This window comes from Microbulbifer maximicatervae (SeqCode) (assembly GCF_052467615.1).
Map to the genome: position 1 here is coordinate 5,135,291 of NZ_CP174319.1, position 17,219 is coordinate 5,152,509.

The 17,219-nt window shown below is 53.8% G+C and carries 15 protein-coding genes; 9 read left to right on the plus strand and 6 right to left on the minus strand.

Going from position 1 to position 17,219, the window contains the following annotated elements:
- Positions 1–2 precede the first annotated feature (2 nt).
- A complete protein-coding gene (locus tag ACJJIM_RS22595; protein ID WP_444913415.1) occupies positions 3–1,343 on the minus strand; it encodes a peptidylprolyl isomerase in 1,341 nt (446 codons plus the stop codon).
- Positions 1,343–3,934, minus strand: a complete 2,592-nt coding sequence (locus tag ACJJIM_RS22600; RefSeq protein ID WP_444912043.1) for an LPS-assembly protein LptD — start codon at positions 3,932–3,934, stop codon at positions 1,343–1,345. The genes ACJJIM_RS22595 and ACJJIM_RS22600 overlap by 1 nt, the downstream gene beginning before the upstream one ends.
- A 295-nt stretch (positions 3,935–4,229) precedes the next feature.
- Here ACJJIM_RS22600 and ACJJIM_RS22605 point away from each other — a divergent pair, with 295 nt between their 5' ends.
- The 8 genes from ACJJIM_RS22605 (at position 4,230) to trpC (ending at position 11,813) form a co-directional block, all read left to right on the plus strand.
- Complete coding sequence (locus ACJJIM_RS22605) at positions 4,230–5,312, plus strand: aminoglycoside phosphotransferase family protein (protein WP_444912044.1); 1,083 nt, start codon at positions 4,230–4,232, stop codon at positions 5,310–5,312.
- 29 nt (positions 5,313–5,341) lie between these two features.
- On the plus strand, positions 5,342–6,049 hold the full coding sequence (locus tag ACJJIM_RS22610) for a nucleotidyltransferase family protein (protein ID WP_444912045.1): 708 nt from the start codon (positions 5,342–5,344) through the stop codon (positions 6,047–6,049).
- Between the two features lie 19 nt (positions 6,050–6,068).
- Entirely contained in the window at positions 6,069–6,731 is a 663-nt protein-coding gene (gene rpe, locus ACJJIM_RS22615; protein ID WP_444892691.1) for a ribulose-phosphate 3-epimerase, read from the plus strand.
- A gap of 231 nt (positions 6,732–6,962) precedes the next feature.
- A complete protein-coding gene (gene trpE / locus ACJJIM_RS22620; protein WP_444912046.1) occupies positions 6,963–8,474 on the plus strand; it encodes an anthranilate synthase component I in 1,512 nt (503 codons plus the stop codon).
- A complete protein-coding gene (locus ACJJIM_RS22625) occupies positions 8,461–9,324 on the plus strand; it encodes an ion transporter (RefSeq protein WP_444912047.1) in 864 nt (287 codons plus the stop codon). Before trpE ends, ACJJIM_RS22625 begins: the two co-directional genes overlap by 14 nt.
- Entirely contained in the window at positions 9,321–9,899 is a 579-nt protein-coding gene (locus ACJJIM_RS22630; protein WP_444912048.1) for an anthranilate synthase component II, read from the plus strand. Before ACJJIM_RS22625 ends, ACJJIM_RS22630 begins: the two co-directional genes overlap by 4 nt.
- 73 nt (positions 9,900–9,972) lie before the next feature.
- A complete protein-coding gene (gene trpD / locus ACJJIM_RS22635; RefSeq protein ID WP_413664251.1) occupies positions 9,973–11,022 on the plus strand; it encodes an anthranilate phosphoribosyltransferase in 1,050 nt (349 codons plus the stop codon).
- Positions 11,016–11,813, plus strand: coding sequence for an indole-3-glycerol phosphate synthase TrpC (gene trpC, locus ACJJIM_RS22640; RefSeq protein ID WP_413665837.1), 798 nt, complete (start codon positions 11,016–11,018; stop codon positions 11,811–11,813). Before trpD ends, trpC begins: the two co-directional genes overlap by 7 nt.
- Before the next feature lie 78 nt (positions 11,814–11,891).
- Here the strand turns inward: trpC and crp are convergent, their stop codons facing one another.
- Entirely contained in the window at positions 11,892–12,542 is a 651-nt protein-coding gene (gene crp / locus ACJJIM_RS22645; protein ID WP_051089460.1) for a cAMP-activated global transcriptional regulator CRP, read from the minus strand.
- A gap of 301 nt (positions 12,543–12,843) precedes the next feature.
- Between crp and ACJJIM_RS22650 the strand changes: the two genes are divergently transcribed.
- Entirely contained in the window at positions 12,844–13,251 is a 408-nt protein-coding gene (locus ACJJIM_RS22650; RefSeq protein ID WP_282934442.1) for an OsmC family protein, read from the plus strand.
- 84 nt (positions 13,252–13,335) lie between these two features.
- On the opposite strand, the gene coq7 is transcribed toward ACJJIM_RS22650, so the two are convergent.
- From coq7 to purH, 3 genes are all read right to left on the minus strand, one after another.
- Positions 13,336–13,980, minus strand: a complete 645-nt coding sequence (gene coq7, locus ACJJIM_RS22655) for a 2-polyprenyl-3-methyl-6-methoxy-1,4-benzoquinone monooxygenase (RefSeq protein ID WP_444912049.1) — start codon at positions 13,978–13,980, stop codon at positions 13,336–13,338.
- 56 nt (positions 13,981–14,036) lie between these two features.
- Positions 14,037–15,341 (minus strand): phosphoribosylamine--glycine ligase, encoded by a 1,305-nt coding sequence (gene purD, locus ACJJIM_RS22660; protein ID WP_444912050.1) that lies wholly within the window; start codon positions 15,339–15,341, stop codon positions 14,037–14,039.
- 191 nt (positions 15,342–15,532) lie between these two features.
- Positions 15,533–17,104 (minus strand): bifunctional phosphoribosylaminoimidazolecarboxamide formyltransferase/IMP cyclohydrolase, encoded by a 1,572-nt coding sequence (gene purH / locus ACJJIM_RS22665; RefSeq protein ID WP_444912051.1) that lies wholly within the window; start codon positions 17,102–17,104, stop codon positions 15,533–15,535.
- Positions 17,105–17,219: the final 115 nt, after the last annotated feature.

The following is a 17,219-nucleotide window of genomic DNA, read 5'->3' on the forward strand; positions in this document are numbered from 1 at the left end:
TACTATTGGTTTCCTGAGTCCTCGGTGGTCTCAGAGTCCGGCAATTTGATCTCAACGTATGCCTGGTCGCGAATCTCGCGGCGCCAGTTTTGCAGTTCTTCTTCATAGCGGCGGTTGCGCAGCAAATTGGCTGCCTGATTGCGGATATATTTGTCGGTCATATCCTGTTTGCGCCGATCTTCAACCTGCAGGATATGCCAGCCGAACTGGCTGCGGAAAGGCAGGCTAATGCTGCCAATCTCAGTTGCATCCATAGCCTGGGTAAACTCCGGTACAAACTGTCCGGGCATAGACCAGCCAAGATCGCCACCGGATAGCATAGAACCTATATCCTCTGAGTTCTCGCGCGCGAGCTCGCTAAAGTTATCGCTGGCCATGGCCTCTTCACGCAGCTCAATCAGCTTATTGTAAGCTTGGTCATCGGTAAGAATAGCGGATGGCTTAAGCAGGATATGGCGAACTTTTGTCTGTTCTACCAACTGCTCACTTGCACCTTTCTGAGCGTGAATCTTTAACAGGTGAAAGCCTGCATCACTGCGGAAAGGCTCGGTAACATCGCCGGCTTTTAAGTCGGTGAGGGCATCGGCAAAAAGAGTTGGAAGCTCGACGGTCTTGCGCCAACCCAGGTCACCACCGGAGAGGGCATTCTGGCCGGCAGAGTTAGCGATTGCCAGGCGGCGGAAGTCAGCGCCTTCTTTGGCCTGTTTAGCTAGGTCTTCAGCCTTCTCCCGTGCCTGGGTAACTTCGCTGCTGGGAGCGCTGGAACTTACGGGGATCAGGATATGACCCAGCTCAAATTGAGGGGACTTCCAAAACTCCCCCTCTTTGGAGCGCAGAAAGTTATCGATATCCTGGTCGGTAATCTGGATCCGACGGTTAACGCTGCCTTGCTCGACGCGGCGAATCATCAGTTCCTGGCGAATTTGCTGACGAAAGCTCTTCATGCTCATACCGTCAGCGAGCAGGCGCTGGCGGAATTCTTCGGGGCTGACTCCGGCATTTTGCTGGACGCGGGCGATAGCTTGGTCTAGTTCAGATTCGGAGACGGTGACACCTGCGCGAGAGGCCATTTGCAGTTGCAAACGCTCGATAATCAGTTGTTCGAGGACCTGACGGCGCAAAACGTCCACGGGAGGGGCCTGCACCTGTTGTGCTTGGATTTGGCTTGCAATGGTATTCATACGCTGGTTCAGTTCACTGGCCATCACGACATCGTCGTCAACAACAGCAACTACCCGGTCAAGGTTTCTGACTTGTGCGGTGGCAGTGGCGGCGATCAGAGCGCCAGCCGCCAGTAAGGGGGCCAGGCCTAGTTTCGGTACGAACTTCTTAATTATTCTCATCACTGTTTCAGCTCTTCTCTCTGATCAAAGTTGGCAATCCCCTGGGTCAGCATTTCTGTCACGGTTGAACCAAAGCCTGCTAATCCTTTGAGTTCGACTTCAAGATAGATACCTTCGTCGTACTCAAGGTCTTCAGCATTTACAACCCCTGCCAGATAGTTGTCCAGTGTGCGTCTCCACACCAATCGAGTACGGTAGCAGCAGTCGTCATATTCGATACCTGCAAGGTATTCCAGTTCCCGATTTAAAGTAAGATCATAGCTCGCCCGTGCCATGATTGAGGTGTGGGTACTAATTGGGAGAACGGTTGAGGCGTTCAGCTGGCTTACGGTCTCATCCTCATCTTCGTCCTCATCCTCTTCATCCGCCGTGTCTGGGCGCTCGTAGTAATAGCTTAAGTTAAAGATGCGGAAATCTTCATCAAAGTAGCGCAGGCTCAGGTTGCCTCGGTTGATATTGTGCTCACTATCCTCGTAGACCAGCTCAGTACCCAAGCGTAGAGACTGGAAAGGGCGAGTCTCAATCCGTGCGGCCAGTTCAGAACGGGGGGTGTCTTCGATATACTCGAAGCGACCGAGTTGCCGGTCGCTGGAATAATAAGCTTGTCCCACGCTGGCGGAGAAAAGGTCGCGGCCACTGACAGGGTCGATGTAGCGAGTGGTAAGCCCCAAGGCGAGTCGATCGGCATCGTCTATTCTGTCATTACCTGCAAATCGACTGTCGCGGAACAACTGGTCATAGCTGAAAGTATATAGCGATGTATCGTAAATTAGGTTGTTGCTTTTCTTGTCTATATCTACAGCATCATCACTGATGTTAAAGAAGTCACTTTGATCGGCGTTACTGCTAATCAGGGTGAATAGTCGTGGTTCCAAAGTCTGGGTGAAATTGCGGTTGAAGATATAACTGTCCCGCTCAAAATAAAGGCCTGTATCCAGGGTAAATTGGGCAGCACTAGCGTCTGGCGTATCGTCGGCATCTTCGGGTAGAAACTGATCGCTGACACTATATCCGAGATAGCGGCCTGCTATCCCGGGTTTAAAATATCCCCAAAGCCACTCTTTATCCCAGTAGAGTTCATAGTCGAGCCGCAGACGATCTGCAGTAATAAAGTTTCTTGTCTCACTCGTGACACTATCGGGATCATCGGTATCTTCAATGAAGCGAATCGTTTGCGTGTCGCTGTGATCCCAGCTGGTGACTTCATTCTGCATAGTTAGTAGCCAATCATCCCAACGGTAATCACCATCCACATCAAAGCGGGGATACTGGGCAAATCTATCGAACTTATCGTTTTCTAGTACCTGATAGTCCTGAGTACGCAGTGTTGCCTGCCAGTGCTCGCTACGCAGAAGTCCTTGGAATTTCTGGCTGACTTGAGTTTCCGCGTTGATATCTAGGCTGGCGGGACTTAGGTCGCGAAAGTAGTCCGGGTCACTAACCTTGGTGTAGTCGATGTCAGTGCGCCAGATACTGCCGCTGTATCCGCCTTGCTGTTCCATACTGACTAACCAACGATCTTCCCCTTTGTTGGGTAAAACTAGGTCTTCTGGAAAGCCCTCGTCAATCAGCTCCTGAGCAAGGTCAATATTGCCTCCATCGTCGTCGGGCAGATCAGCTAGACGGATTTCAGTACTAAACATTTCTGCCAGGTGCCTGAACTCAACCTCTAACCCGGCTCCGCGATATTGGATGTAACGCGGGGAAATGGTGGCGTCCATCTGTGGGGCAATATTCCAGTAGTAAGGAATGGCGAGGTCCCAGCCATTCTTATCGCTGTTGCTGAGTGTGGGAAACAGGAAGCCGGACATGCGTGCATCGCCCACAGGAAAGCGGAAATACGGCAGGTATAAGACAGGTACGTCCAGAATCTTCAGGCGCACATCCCGTGCAGTACCCTGGCTCTCTACTTCATCGATATTGATCTCGCGGCCCGTGAGTTGCCAGAACTCACGACCGGGCTCACAGCGGGTATATGTCCCTTCGGTCAGGGTTAACTCACCACTGGTTTGACGCGCCACCAGTTCCGCTCCGCCATGGATAAAAGCATCGTGTACCACATAAGTGGCATCCTCAACAGAAGCCGCTTCGCTTTCGGTGTGAACTTCGGCGGAGGAACCACGGATCAGTAAACCGGGCTCCCGAAGCTCAATCGCACCATCTAAAGTGGCGATATTTTCCGGGCGATTCAGTTTGACCTGGTCGGCGAAGAGCTGTCGGTAACCCTGGGTAATATGCACATTCCCGCTCAGTTCGGCTGAACCATCTTCCAGCCACTGGGATTTCTCAGCAGTGGCTCTGAGCGGGGCCTCCCCAGGGGGCAGGTCAGAACCGGGATAGTTGCGCGGAGGGGCCACAAAGGCGCCAGAGCACACCGCAGGTAAATTGGCTAGCTCCTCCGGGGTTAGCTCAGAGCGGGGCAACCAGTCCAAGTACAAATAGGGGTTGTAGTCGGGATCAGGATACGGTTCGCCCTGATTGGCTTGCGCCCACAGAGGCTGAGCAGCGATCAGGCCGAGAGCGATGGAGCGGGCTTGGGAGTTTTTAGCAATCGCCAGAGCGAGGCGACGCCACCGGGAGACTTCAAGCATCAAACGATATGTTCCAGCTATCTTTTAGTGTTTCTTTATCGATAGATACGTGCGACAGCTTTCGAGCCGGGGCGCGCAAAATCATCGTCCGATTCTACTTGAATGTAGATGTGGTTAATAGCCGTACTGAAGTCGTAATGTTACAGCTAGAGGCTCAGCTTCGAAACGCAAATTACCTGGAACTCGTGTTCTGTTTTTAGCTGAGGCAAAGTAGGGGTCCAATAAATAGTGGTGCCGTCTCTGGACGCAGAGAGGCTCGGGGTTAAAATGCAGCTAGAAACAGTTGGAATATAAGATGAGCCTAAGATCGAGCAGTGAAGTTGAGCAAGGGTGCGAGATCGACTCCGATCCCAGGCGCAATGCTTTGAGTGAGTGGGTTGGCGTGGCCCTGGGTATGGAGGCCTCGGCTGATTTATCGAGCCTGGCAGGAGATGCTGGATTTCGCCGTTATTTTCGCACTCTAACCGAGCCGTCACTGATAGCGGTAGATACTCCTCCCCAATTGACTAACCCCGCCCGCTTTGTGGCTTTGGCTGATTACTTGCGCCGCAACGGTATCCATACGCCGATGGTGGTTGCTGCAGACACCGCAGAGGGGTACCTGCTGCTGGAAGATTTGGGGGATACCCAATTATATAGCGTGCTCAACAGCGACAGTGTTGAGGGACTCTACGCAGAGGTAATGAGTGAACTTTTATGCCTGCAGCAAATCCCTTTTGAGGAACAATTATTCCCAGCTTATAGCCGGGAACTGCTTCTTAAGGAAATGCAGGTTATGCCTGAGTGGCTGGTGCGAGAGCTACTTGGCTACCAGCTTTCGGAGCGGGAAGAAAAGCTGCTGGAGCAAACCTTTGAATTGTTGCTTAACAGTGCGGAGGAACAGCCTCACACTATTGTTCACCGGGATTACCACAGTCGCAACCTGATGATCCGCGACGGGGAAAGGCCGGGGATTGTCGATTTTCAAGACGCAGTGTGGGGGCCCGCCACCTACGATCTGGTGTCTCTGCTCAAAGATTGCTATATCCGTTGGCCCCGCGAGCGGGTAGAGCGCTGGGTGCTGGCTTACATCGCGACCGCTGAAGCGGCGGGTGTTATGCAGCCTGTGGACCCACAACTTTATCTTCGTTGGTTCGACTGGATGGGGCTACAGCGTCATATTAAAGTGCTGGGTCTGTTCCCGCGCCTCAGTCTGCGTGATGGAAAGCAGGGATACTTGCAGCACCTGCCGCTGGTGATTCGCTATGTTTTGGAAACCGCTGAGCGCTACCCAGAGCTGGAGCCGTTTACTGATTGGTTCAGCGGCACCCTACTGCCGCAGATAGAGCCTTTGCCCTGGTACAGCGATTACCGCTGTGCCGGTGACCAGCTGAAGTAGGCCGTACGAAAACTGTACAGATTAATTTAATGAGCAAACCCAAAGAGAATTCCCCTTTGACTGCCATGGTATTGGCAGCAGGTTTTGGGCGCCGTATGCGCCCACTGACGGACCAAACTCCAAAGCCTCTGCTGCCGATTGCCGGCAAGCCCCTGATTGAATTTGCAATTGAGCGCTTGGCAGCTATTGGTGTGCAAAAGGTCGTGATTAACCTGGGCTACTTGGGACCCAAAATTCGTCAACAGCTCGGTTTTGGTTCCCGCTGGGGGGTGGATATTCACTACTCCGTCGAACATGAGGAGGAGCCACTGGAAACTGCCGGTGGGATTCTCAAGGCGCTGCCACTGATCGGCGATTCATCGTTTCTAGTGGTTAATGGTGATGTCTGGTGTGACTATGACCTGTCGCAATGGATCGAGAGGCCGCTGCCGGAGTCTTGTCCTGGGCGTCTTTTGATGGTCCCTAATCCTCCCCATAACCCCGATGGAGATTTTGGCATAGAAGGTGGCTTGCTGTCGGGTACAGCCAAGCCCCGCTATACCTTTGCGGGTATTAGCTGGCTGCGAGCTGAAACCCTCACTGAATACCCTAAGCGTCGCGAATGCTTTGGGCTTGGGGAAGTGTTCACCTTTAATGAGGATAAGCTACAAGCTGAACTCTATGAGGGGGACTGGTGCGATGTGGGAACCCCCGAGCGCCTGGAAAATTTAGATCGCCGACTGACTGGCGAAAGTTGAGTTACCAAAGGATATTTTGATGTCAGATTACAAGATCGCCCCCTCTATTCTCTCCGCAGATTTCGCACGTTTGGGTGAGGAAGTGGACAATGTGTTGGCAGCCGGAGCGGACTGGGTGCATTTTGATGTGATGGACAATCACTATGTGCCAAATCTCACGATTGGCCCTATGGTATGCCAGGCCCTGCGCAAACACGGTGTTGAGGCTCCGATTGATGTGCACCTGATGGTGGAGCCGGTGGATGAAATGATTCGCATGTTCGCCGATGCCGGAGCTACCTATATTACGTTCCACCCAGAAGCCTCTCGTCACCCGGACCGCTCCCTTCAATTGATCCGCAGTCTCGGCTGTAAAGCCGGGCTGGTGTTCAATCCAGCCAGTGGCCTCGATGCGGCCAAGTATGTAATGGATAAGCTGGATATGATCCTGCTGATGTCGGTGAACCCGGGCTTTGGTGGGCAGAAGTTTATCCCCAATACCCTGACCAAGTTAAAAGAAGCCCGCAAGTTGATTGATGAGTCTGGGTTTGATATTCGCCTTGAGATCGACGGCGGTGTGAATCGCGACAATATTGCCGAAATTGCTGCAGCTGGAGCAGATACCTTTGTCGCTGGGTCTGCCATATTCAATACCCCGGACTACGCTGAAGTGATTGCAGCCATGCGTAAGAGTTTGGCTTAATTTACAAAACTGGCGGGCAATCTCTTGCCCGCCATAGACGGGATTTGTTAACTTGTGCGCCTGCACTGAGGGAATTTCCGTGAACCACTCTTTCTCCCTGACAAACAGTTGGCGATGGCGCCACTGACCTGCTGAGGCCCAATCGAGTTTGGCGATTGAGGCACCTTTCCCGTGGGCGCTGCTTATACTCTGGCGCCAATCATAAAGAATGAAAAATTGATCGGAGTCTCCATGACCCCTACTGAATACGCTCAACTTGCGTCTGAGGGTTATAACCGTATCCCCCTGGTAAGGCGCGTACTGGCGGATATTGAAACGCCACTGTCCACCTATTTGAAACTGGCCGGAGGTCGTTACAGCTATTTGCTGGAATCGGTTCAGGGCGGGGAGAAATGGGGGCGCTATTCCATTATTGGTTTACCTGCGCGGACTCTGCTCAGGGTTAAGGGCACTGACATCACCGTGGAAACTGATGGTGAGGTTGTAGAGAGCCACAGCGCCGCCGACCCTCTGGAGTTTGTTGAACAGTTTCAGCAGCGCTATCAGGTGCCTGAATTAGCGGATCTGCCCCGTTTTAACGGCGGGCTGGTGGGCTATTTTGGCTATGACTGCGTGCGCTATATCGAACCGCGTCTGGCCGCCAGTACTCCGCCGGATACCCTGGGTAACCCGGATATCCTGTTGATGGTCAGCGATGAATTGGTGGTTTTTGACAATCTTGCCGGTGCGGTAATTCTGATTGTCCACGCAAATACCGCTGAAGAAGCGGCCTATGAAAAAGCCCAGCAGCGCCTGGACCAATTGGTTGGCCAGTTGGCGCAACCGCTGCCGGATACTGTGCCCCTCGATTTGCATGGGCGCGGCATTGATGAGAGCGAATTCCAATCCCACTTTGGCGAGGACAACTTTAAGCGCGCAGTAGACCGGGTTAAAGAGTATGTGCTTGCCGGCGATGTGATGCAGGTGGTGCCCTCCCAGCGCCTGTCTGCGCCTTTCGAGGCGCCGCCACTCAATTTTTACCGTGCTTTACGCAGTTTGAACCCTTCGCCGTATATGTATTTCCTCGATCTGGGTGACCACCATGTGGTGGGCTCCAGCCCAGAAATTTTGGTGCATTTAGAAGAGGGAGAGATGACTGTGCGACCTTTGGCGGGAACCCGCCATCGGGGAGCCACTGAGGAGGAGGATCTTGCCCTGGAGGAAGAGCTGCTGGCAGATCCCAAAGAGCTCGCTGAACATCTGATGCTGATTGACCTGGGGCGCAATGATATTGGCAGGGTGGCTGATACTGGCAGTGTTAAAGTCACCGACCAAATGTTTGTCGAGCGCTATTCCCATGTGATGCATATCACCTCCAATGTTGTCGGCCGGTTAAAGCCGGGCCTCACCGCAATGGATGCTCTGCGCGCGGCACTGCCGGCCGGTACCCTGTCGGGCGCCCCCAAGATTCGCGCTATGGAAATTATCGATGAATTGGAGCCAGAAAAGCGTGGCATTTACGGTGGGGCGGTCGGCTACCTGGCTTGGAATGGAAATATGGATACCGCTATCGCCATTCGTACTGCAGTTATCAAGGATGGCCGACTATATGTGCAGGCGGGGGCTGGCCTGGTAGCCGACTCAGATCCGCAGTCAGAGTGGAATGAAACAATGAATAAGGCCCGAGCGCTTTTCCGCGCTGCCGGTATGGCGCTGGCCAAGAGTAGTGACCCTGTAAAGATCGAGCAAGATGAGCGAAGTTAGTATTTCTCAAAAGTTGACCCTGGCTGAACGCTGCGAGCGAGTTGTCTCAGCACCGTTATTTAACCAAATCATTATCGGAATGATTCTGCTCAATGCCGTCGCTGTTGGGTTGGAGACTTCCACTTGGGTGACGGAGCGCTTTGGTACGCTGCTGGGCGCTATTAATCAACTGATTCTTGCCTCATTTGTTATTGAGGCGCTGGTTAAAATTTTTGCCCATGGGGCCCGTCCCTGGCGTTACTTTGCCAGTGGTTGGAATTGCTTTGATTTTACTATTATTGCACTGAGTTTGATTCCTGCTACAGGGCCGCTAGCTACCCTGGCGCGTTTGGTGCGGGTATTAAGGGTTTTGCGGCTGGTGTCTGCATTCCCGGAACTCCGCACACTGGTGGACACGCTTTTGCGCAGTTTGCCAAGCATGATGCACATTGCTTTGTTGATGAGCATCATTTTCTATATCTATGGTGTAGCGGGTTATTTCCTATTTCACGATATTGATCCAACTCACTGGCGCACTTTACCCATCGCATTTTTGAGTTTATTCCGCATAGTCACCTTTGAGGACTGGACGGATATTATGTATACAGCGATGGATTCGATGCCTTGGGCCTGGCTTTACTTCGTCAGCTTTGTGGTCATGGGGGCGTTCGTAATGATTAACCTCTTTATCGGTGTAGTCTTGAATAACCTGGAAGAGGCCAAATTGCGACGTATGGATGAAATGTGTCTGCCTCCAAGCCAGACCGAAATCCTGCGCGAACTCCGCGCGACCCAGGCCTCTCTCGCACGCCTGCAAAAAAGAATGGAAGAATCCACTTATCAACCAGAGGCTAAGGGGGCCGCACAATGATTTTAATGATCGATAACTACGACTCCTTTACCTGGAATGTAGTGCAGTACCTGGAAGAGCTGGGTGCAAAAGTGGTGGTGAAACGCAACGACGAAATTACCCTGGATGAAGTCGAGGCAATGGCGCCAGAGAAAATCGTGATTTCGCCGGGTCCCTGTACCCCCAATGAGGCGGGTATTTCTCTCGATACCATTCGCCGTTTTGCCGGCAGTATCCCTATTTTGGGTATTTGTCTGGGGCACCAGAGTATTGGCCAGGTCTTCGGTGGCAGGGTAGTTCGTGCCCGGCAGGTTATGCACGGCAAAACATCCCCTATAGTGCACAACAACTTGGGGGTGTTCCACGGTTTGTCCAACCCATTTGAGGCGACTCGCTATCACTCACTGGTAGTGGAGAAAAGCAGTTTACCGGAATGCCTGGAGATCACTGCCTGGACTGAGACAGAGGATGGTGAAATTGACGAGATCATGGGCGTGAAGCACCGGGAATTAGCAGTAGAAGGGGTGCAATTTCATCCTGAGTCAATTCTCACCATGCACGGTCACGATATGTTGAGAAACTTTATCGAGTCTTGAGGGCCGGAAGAACAAGTGCGCGGCGGGCAGGCCCCGCCAGAATCAATAACCAGAGCGGGGCAAAGGGGGAAAAATGAATATTCAACAGGCCATTGCCAAACTGGTGGATGGCGAACACCTTACTCGTGAAGAAATGCGCGAAACCGTGGGCCAGATTATGTGTGGCGAAGCGCTGGAGTCTCAGATAGGCGCACTCCTTATCGCACTGCGCATTCGCGGGGAAACAGTCGATGAAATTGTCGGCGCTGTGGAAACCATGCGTGAGCTGGCGGTAAAGGTTGAGCTCGATCTGGAAAACACGGTTGATATTGTCGGCACCGGAGGTGATGGCGCCAATCTGTTTAACGTGTCCAGTGCGAGCAGCTTTGTGGCTGCGGCTGCGGGTGCCAAAGTAGCCAAGCATGGCAATCGCTCGGTGTCGTCCAGTAGTGGTTCTGCGGACCTGCTTGAGCACGCCGGCGTATTTTTGGAGTTGAGTCCCTCGCAGATGGCGCGTTGCGTAGAGACTATCGGTATTGGCTTTATGTTTGCGCCCAGCTTTCACAATGCGATGCGCCACGTTGGCCCATCGCGCAAGGCGCTGGGACTGCGAACCATCTTCAATTTACTCGGGCCGATGACAAATCCGGCGGGAGTAAAGCGCAAAGTAATCGGTGTTTATGACAAGCGCTACTGCCGCTTATTGGCTGAAGTTTTGCAAAAGCTCGGTTCAGAGCATGTACTGGTTTTACATAGTGATGACGGGCTCGATGAAGCCAGTATTGCTGCGGATACCTTTGCTGTGGAATTAAAGGATGGTGCCTTGCAGGAATATACCCTCAAGCCTGAAGACTTTGGCTTGCAGCGCCGTGACCTCTCTGATCTTAGTGTTTCTGGTTCCGAGGACTCCCTGGCCCTGATTCGCGATGCGCTGGGTAAGCGCAATACTGAGGCGGGGCAAAAAGCCGCGGATATTATTGCGCTTAACGCAGGCCTGGCAATTTATGTCAGCGGCGTTGCGCACTCTGCAGAGCAAGGTGTCGCTATGGCACAAGATGCTATCGACAGCGGTCTCGCCGGAGAGAAAATTAACGATCTTGCCGCGTTTACCAGTGCGTTTCGCCCAGAGGAAATTCAATCGTGAGTACACCGACCATTTTAAAAACAATTGTCGAGCGCAAGTGGCAAGAGGTTGCTGAGCGCAAGGCAGAGTGCTCCACCGACGAAGTTCGTCTTCGCGCTAGGGATCAGGAGCCGGCGAGAGGCTTCGTCGATGCAGTGGATCGCAAGATTTCCACTGGTGAGGCTGCAGTAATTGCCGAAATTAAAAAAGCCTCTCCCAGTAAAGGCGTGATTCGCGAGGATTTCCTTCCTGCAGAAATTGCTACCAGCTATGAAAAAGGTGGCGCGGCTTGTCTGTCAGTACTAACCGATGTGGACTTTTTTCAGGGCGCAGATAATTACTTGCAGCAGGCCCGGGATGCCGTACGCCTACCGGTGCTGCGCAAGGACTTTACCGTTGATCCCTACCAAATCTATGAAGCTCGCGCGATTGGAGCCGACTGTATTTTGCTGATTGCAGCCTGCCTGGAAGATCCACAGATGGCGGATCTCAACGGGCTCGCTTTGGAGTTGGGTTTGGATGTCTTGGTGGAAGTGCATAACCACAAGGAGTTGGAGAGGGCTCTGGCATTACCTAACCGCTTAATCGGCATCAATAATCGCAATCTGCACACTTTCGATGTGCAGCTGGAAAATACCTTTAAGTTACTGGACTTGATCCCTGAAGACCGTCTTGTGGTCACGGAAAGTGGTATTCATACCACAGATGATGTTGCGGCGATGCGCGGTCATAACGTCAATGCTTTCCTGGTTGGAGAGGCCTTTATGCGGGAGGAGGAGCCGGGCAGGAAACTGATGGAAATGTTTAACTGACCGCTTACTCCAGTAGTAGAAATAAAAAAGGGCGATGTAAAAATCGCCCTTTTTTTATGTGGTGTATTTATTCGGTTACTAGCGGGTACCGTACACCACCATGGTTTTACCTTTAACGGAAACCAGGCCCTGTTCTTCCAGGGTTTTTAATACGCGGCCCACCATTTCCCGGGAGCAGCCGACGATACGGCCAATTTCCTGGCGGGTGATTTTAATTTGCATGCCCTCGGGGTGAGTCATTGCATCCGGCTCATTGCATAGGTCGAGCAGGGTGCGAGCGACACGTCCGGTGACATCCAGGAAGGCGAGATCGCCAACTTTGCGCGTGGTGTTGCGCAGGCGGCCTGCCATTTGGGTGGCCAGGGCAAAAAGAAACTCTGGGTGCTGGCGAGTGAGTTCCTGGAACTTGGTGTAGGAGATTTCTGCCACCTCACACTCGGTTTTGGTGCGGACCCAGGCACTGCGGGTGTCCTGATCGAACAGGCCCATCTCACCGAAAAAGTCTCCGTCGTTGAGGTAGGCAACGATCATCTCGCGGCCTTCATCGTCCTCAATCAGAACTGTAACGGAACCGCGCATAATGAAATAAAGGGATTCACAGCGGTCGCCAGCATAGATAATTGTGCTCTTGGCCGGGTAGCGACGCCGGTGGCAGTGGGCCAGAAAGTCTTCAATATTGCCGATAGTCATGGGGTCTTCGATAGCAACCGTCACGGATTTATTCCTCATTTTTTGTCTTGTGCTCTATCCCGGCTTTAGCAGCTGAGCACTATTGAATTATCGCGCGAAAACAAAATCCCCAACAGGGGCTGACCGCGGCAAAGTTCCGCAGTGTGACCTGTGACACTATGGCACTGGGTCGCTTGGACTTCATAAACCACGATGCGTTCATAGAAAAAGCATTTGATCATGCGTCATTCGGCTTTCGCGCGGAGGCGTACCAGACACTATACCGGAAACATACAGGTGCCGGGATAGACTTCGCCAATATGCTAAGCTTCGCCGCTGAAGTTTTAATGGGAGTGGAGTGATGCAGGGGAAAGTAACCTGGGTAAATGATTTAACCTTTGTCGGTGAAGCCGGCAGTGGTAATTCGGTAGTGATGGAAGGCGGCCGCACAAATAATGGTGTGCGCCCGATGGAAATGATTTTGCTGGGCGTCGGTGGCTGCGCGGCTTACGATGTGGTGAGTATTTTACAGAAGGCGAGACAAGACATTATTTCCTGTCATTGTGAACTGGAAGGTGTGCGCCCGGATACAACCCCATCGCCGTTTGAGCGAATTGAAATGAAGTTTGTAGTGCGCGGTCGCGGATTGAAGGAATCCCATGTTGCCCGTGCAGTGGAACTCTCCGCAGAGAAATACTGCTCAGGCTCCATCATGTTGCGTAATGCGGGCGTCGAGATTGTGCACAGCTACAGCGTTGAAGAGGCTTGAAAGGAAATTAGCAGGGAGGAAAGGGAGGATACTGGGCGTAACCTCCCTAAAATCCAAGTCGTTTTAATGAGTGAAGAGTAACGGTCAGATTTTATAACTGGCCGAGGTCATCACTTTGGATACCAGAGACATCACTCCTTTTACCGGAGCGGGGAAGCGGGCACCACCGGCGGCCAGTGCGGCGTGGGCGTGTTCGTCTTCGTCAATTAACATCTGTTCCACTACCGCACGGCTTCTCTTGTCGTCGGAGGGAAGCTTTTCGAGGTGGCTCTCAAGATGTTTACACACCTGGTCTTCCGTAGCGGCCACAAAACCGAGGCTGATTCGGTCGCTGATTTTCCCGGCGGCGGCGCCGAGCCCAAAGGACATGCCATACCACAGCGGGTTGAGTAGGCTAGGGCGGCTGTCCAATTCCTTCAAGCGCTGTTCACACCAGGCCAGATGGTCGATCTCCTCATCGGCAGCGCGTTCCATTTCCCCCCGCACCTCGGGCAGCTTGGCGGTCAGGGCCTGGCCCTGGTAGAGCGCCTGGGCGCAGACTTCACCGCTATGGTTGACCCGCATAAGGCCGGCGGCATGTTTGCGTTCGCTGTCGGTGAGGTCTGTCTCGGCTTCACCCTTCGCCGGGGATGCCCGGCCGTGGCAGGGTTCGCCGGGACTCAGGGTGCGCAGAGCCCGATCCGCTTGAATTAACAGGCGATCGAGTCCGCTGAGGCTGCGTTTACTCATAGTCTTCTGCTCCCTGTGGGAGGCGACCGCTGATGAGCGGCCGCCGATGCCAGCTGTTAGTCCTGCTGCTCTGCAGAAACCTTTTCTCTTTTGACAGCGCGGTAGCCGATATCTTTCCGGAAGAACACGCCGTCCCAGTAGATAGCCCGAGCTGATTCATAGGCATTTTCCTGAGCTTCAGCGACGGTATCCCCTAATGCTGTAGCGCACAGCACCCGGCCACCATTGGTGACTACGCGCTCACCATCCAGTGCGGTACCGGCGTGGAAGACCTTGGCGTTGTCACTGTCTGCTTTGTCCAGGCCGCTGATGGCGTCGCCCTTGCGGTAGCTGCCGGGATAACCGTGTGCGGCAAGTACCACACCCAGGGCTGGGCGGGGGTCCCACTCAGCAGTGACAGTGTCCAGCTTCTTGTCCAGAGCGGCCATGCACAGGTCGACCAGGTCCGACTTCAGGCGAATCATAATTGGCTGGGTTTCCGGATCGCCAAAGCGGCAGTTGTACTCGATAACCTTCGGGGTGCCGTCGCTGTCGATCATCAGGCCGGCGTAAAGGAAACCGGTGTAGGGCGTACCCTCAGAGGCCAGGCCTTTAACGGTGGGTTCGATTACTTCTTTCATAATGCGCTGGTAAATGGTGTCAGTCACCACCGGTGCAGGGGAGTAGGCACCCATACCGCCTGTATTGGGGCCGGTATCGCCATCGCCAACGCGCTTGTGATCCTGGCTGGTGGCCATCGGCAGGATATTTTCACCATCCACCATCACGATAAAGCTCGCTTCCTCACCCTGGAGGAACTCCTCGATAACCACGCGGCAGCCGGCTTCACCAAAGGCGTTTCCAGACAGCATATCGCGTACAGCGAGCTCAGCCTGCTCTTCGGTTTCGGCAACGATTACACCCTTGCCCGCAGCCAAGCCGTCGGCTTTAACTACGATGGGCGCGCCGCGCTCGCGAATGTAGGCAACCGCCGGCTCCACCTCGGTGAAATTGCGGTAGGCAGCGGTGGGGATTTTGTGGCGCTCGAGAAAGTCCTTGGTAAAGGCTTTGGAGCCCTCCAGTTGGGAGGCGCCTTTGCTGGGGCCAAAAATGGCGAGGCCACGGGCACTAAAGAAATCGACAACACCCTCTACCAGCGGTGCTTCCGGGCCGACAATCGTTAGCTCTACGCCGTTTTCCTCGGCGAAATCTGCCAGGGCGGCGAAGTTGTCCACACCGATCGCGATATTTTCCAGCTTGGGTTCGCGGGCAGTGCCGGCGTTGCCCGGGGCAACATAGACGGTGCCGACATTTGGGTTTTGCGCTGCTTTCCACGCCAGGGCGTGCTCGCGGCCACCTGATCCGATAACCAATACGTTCATTCTTAAATCCCCCTAAGTCGACCGATCCGGTCCATTGCACAGGTTATAGGTGTGCTAGTTTAACGTGGAATTGATTCTGGGGCCTGAGTCTCGCCCCTGGATTCAAATGATTTGTCCGGGCTGGGAAGTATCGATACTTCCCAGCCCGTTGATCATAGCCCGCAGCAGTAAGCATTTGCGGGCGTACAATCTTAGTGGCGGAAGTGGCGCATACCGGTAAATACCATGGCCATATTGTGCTCGTCCGCTGCGGCGATCACTTCTTCATCGCGCATGGAGCCGCCGGGCTGGATGACCGCCTGGATTCCTACAGCGGCAGCATTATCGATGCCGTCGCGGAAGGGGAAGAAGGCATCGGAAGCCATAACAGACCCTGCAACGGCGAAGCCGGCATGCTCGGCCTTGATTGCGGCGATGCGTGCGGAGTTTACGCGGCTCATCTGGCCTGCGCCCACACCCACAGTGCGACCCTCTTTGCCGTATACGATGGCATTGGATTTTACGAACTTGGCCACTTTCCAGGTAAACAGCAGATCGCGGATTTCCTCTTCAGTGGGCTGGCGCTTGGAGACCACTTTCAGGTCGGCAGCAGTGATCAGGCCGTCGTCGCGGTCCTGAACCAGCAGGCCGCCATTGACGCGCTTGTAGTCCAGTGCCGGGGTGCGCTCGTTGCTCCACTGGCCGCATACCAGCAGGCGCAGGTTCTTCTTCTCGGCAACGGCCTGTTTGGCCTCTTCGGAGACTGACGGTGCGATGATGACTTCAACAAACTGTCGTTCGACGATAGCGCGGGCAGTGGCGCCATCGAGTTCCCGGTTGAAAGCGATGATACCGCCAAAGGCGGATTCGCTGTCGGTAGCGAAAGCCAGGTCGTAGGCCGTGCGAATATCTTCAGCGATCGCCACACCACAGGGGTTGGCGTGTTTAACGATCACGCAGGCGGGTTGCTCGAAGGACTTAACGCACTCCAGTGCGGCATCGGTATCGGCGATATTGTTGTAGGACAGCTCTTTGCCCTGCAGCTGGGTGGCAGTGGAAATACTGGCCTCAGCTGGGTTGGCTTCGGTATAGAAAGCGGATTTCTGGTGCGGGTTCTCACCGTAGCGCAGATCCAGTTTCTTGATAAATTGGCTGTTGTAGGTGCGCGGGAACAGCTGCTTTTCTTCGCCTTTAATGGCGCCCAGGTAATTGGCAATAGCGCCGTCGTAGCCCGCAGTGTGTTCGAAGGCTTTTACCGCCAGATCAAAGCGGCTGGCGTGGCTCAGGGCACCATCGTTAGCTTTCATCTCCTTGATGATATTGCGGTAATCGCTGGCATTGACCACGATAGTGACATCTTTGTGGTTCTTGGCGGCAGCGCGAACCATGGTAGGGCCGCCGATATCGATGTTCTCGATAGCGTCTTCGAGGGAACAGTCGGGCTTGGCAACGGTTTGAGCGAAGGGGTAGAGGTTAACCACCACCATATCGATCGGGGTGATACCGTGCTCGCCCATGATGGCATCATCGGTACCGCGGCGCCCCAGAATGCCACCGTGTACTTTCGGGTGCAGAGTTTTGACACGGCCGTCCATCATTTCGGGGAAGCCGGTGTAGTCGGAAACTTCTACCACGGGAATACCCGCTTCCTTGAGCTGGCGGTGGGTTCCGCCGGTGGAAAGAATCTCAACCCCCATTGCGGAGAGCTGTTGAGCGAACTCTACAATGCCACTCTTGTCAGAGACACTAATTAGAGCGCGGCGGATGGAAACCTTGTCTGTCATTGCACTTGATCCAACTGGTTTTCGAAAAGGATGTTTAAAGGGTTTTAGCGGTTGTCCACTGTGGCAACAAAAACGCTGCCGGGAAAATAGCGAAGGGGGATGAGTTACCTCATCC

Bases quoted from the DNA above. Each gene is read 5' to 3' on its own strand.
- ACJJIM_RS22595 (WP_444913415.1), bottom strand. From the start codon at position 1,343: ATGAGAATAATTAAGAAGTTCGTACCGAAACTAGGCCTGGCCCCCTTA.
- ACJJIM_RS22600 (WP_444912043.1), bottom strand. From the start codon at position 3,934: ATGCTTGAAGTCTCCCGGTGGCGTCGCCTCGCTCTGGCGATTGCTAAA.
- purD (WP_444912050.1), bottom strand. From the start codon at position 15,341: ATGAACGTATTGGTTATCGGATCAGGTGGCCGCGAGCACGCCCTGGCG.
- purH (WP_444912051.1), bottom strand. From the start codon at position 17,104: ATGACAGACAAGGTTTCCATCCGCCGCGCTCTAATTAGTGTCTCTGAC.
- ACJJIM_RS22650 (WP_282934442.1), top strand. From the start codon at position 12,844: ATGCAGGGGAAAGTAACCTGGGTAAATGATTTAACCTTTGTCGGTGAA.
- crp (WP_051089460.1), bottom strand. From the start codon at position 12,542: ATGAGGAATAAATCCGTGACGGTTGCTATCGAAGACCCCATGACTATC.
- ACJJIM_RS22605 (WP_444912044.1), top strand. From the start codon at position 4,230: ATGAGCCTAAGATCGAGCAGTGAAGTTGAGCAAGGGTGCGAGATCGAC.
- coq7 (WP_444912049.1), bottom strand. From the start codon at position 13,980: ATGAGTAAACGCAGCCTCAGCGGACTCGATCGCCTGTTAATTCAAGCG.
- trpE (WP_444912046.1), top strand. From the start codon at position 6,963: ATGACCCCTACTGAATACGCTCAACTTGCGTCTGAGGGTTATAACCGT.
- trpD (WP_413664251.1), top strand. From the start codon at position 9,973: ATGAATATTCAACAGGCCATTGCCAAACTGGTGGATGGCGAACACCTT.
- rpe (WP_444892691.1), top strand. From the start codon at position 6,069: ATGTCAGATTACAAGATCGCCCCCTCTATTCTCTCCGCAGATTTCGCA.
- ACJJIM_RS22610 (WP_444912045.1), top strand. From the start codon at position 5,342: ATGAGCAAACCCAAAGAGAATTCCCCTTTGACTGCCATGGTATTGGCA.
- ACJJIM_RS22625 (WP_444912047.1), top strand. From the start codon at position 8,461: ATGAGCGAAGTTAGTATTTCTCAAAAGTTGACCCTGGCTGAACGCTGC.
- ACJJIM_RS22630 (WP_444912048.1), top strand. From the start codon at position 9,321: ATGATTTTAATGATCGATAACTACGACTCCTTTACCTGGAATGTAGTG.